The organism is Alkalibacterium sp. m-11 (assembly GCF_054658155.1).
The window spans coordinates 1-1,098 of the sequence record NZ_BAAGIR010000274.1 but is presented as its reverse complement, the minus strand read 5'-3'; the positions used below and the strand labels follow the sequence as shown (position 1 = coordinate 1,098).

The window sequence follows — 1,098 nt, the reverse complement described above, 5'->3', positions numbered from 1 at the left end:
GCTCATTGTATTACTTGTGAGTTAACCATGTTAACTCGTTTGTTGCCTTCGACTCCAAAAGAATCGAAGACCCCTGCACATTTGGTTGTTTCTACTTTGTTCAGTTTTCAAAGATCTATCTCGTTCAATTTTTGTTGTTTGTCTTTCGCAACAACTTTTATATCATACCATGTCGCTGTCTAAGCGTCAACCTTTTTTGAAATATTTTTGTTTATTTCTTCGAAGTTGAAAGCGTTACCTTTACTCGTATGACAACTATTTTAGTATAACTTATCGTCAATTACTTGTCAACGATTATTTCACTTTTTTTGTGTTGCCTTTACACATAAGTGTTTTGCAGCAACGAAATTAATAATAACAGGTATTTGGATCATCGTCAATACTTTTCAGTATCTTTTTTCACTTTCCATTCATAAAGGTTATAATCCTGCAGGCCTTCTCCGTTATCATAGTCATGGACTGTTTTTACATATTCAAATTCGTTCGCCTGATAAAATGAGTTTAAGTTTGGATTGCCTGCAATGCAGTCCAGCCTTATTCCTTGTTTCCCACTCTCTTTCGCAATCAACTGAGCTGCCTCCAGTAGAAATTTTCCTCTATTTTTTCCATGCTGGTCACTATCGAGTGCTATTCTGTGAAGGTAAAGATACTTCCTACTTTTCTCTTCTCCCCATAAGTCTATATCCCACGGTGTCTGCTTATCCCAGAGAGCAAACGTGCCTAATATACTTTTGTCCTTATAGGCTAGATAGACCTCTTTTCTCTCTACCGCTGCCTGAATATTATGTACATCCTCTCCTTTAAGCAGACCGGCCCATTGTTCAGATCCTTTATGGTTCAGCCACACTGCTGTACTGTGCAGGATCTTTTTAATCTTTGCTATATCAGAAACTTCTGCTTCTTTAACTATGATCTGATTCATTTCTACTCCCCCTATAGCTAATAACATACCCTATTTTCGTTTAAAGGAAATCGAGTAGGAGATAAATGATTAATTCATTTATCGTCCTCTCACACCACCGTACGTACGGTTCCGTATACGGCGGTTCAATATCTTAAGTAAGCAGACTCTGCCAGGTCTCGTAGTGAAACTACGTT

General features: G+C 37.8%; 1 protein-coding gene. It reads right to left on the bottom strand.

The annotated features are described in order from the left end of the window. Positions 1 to 376: 376 nt before the first annotated feature. Positions 377 to 922, bottom strand: a complete 546-nt coding sequence (locus ACYQ2O_RS12350; RefSeq protein WP_346024354.1) for a GNAT family N-acetyltransferase — start codon at positions 920 to 922, stop codon at positions 377 to 379. Positions 923 to 1,098: the final 176 nt, after the last annotated feature.

Excerpts from the sequence above, each read along its gene's own strand:
- ACYQ2O_RS12350 (WP_346024354.1), bottom strand. The coding sequence starts at position 922 with ATGAATCAGATCATAGTTAAAGAAGCAGAAGTTTCTGATATAGCAAAG.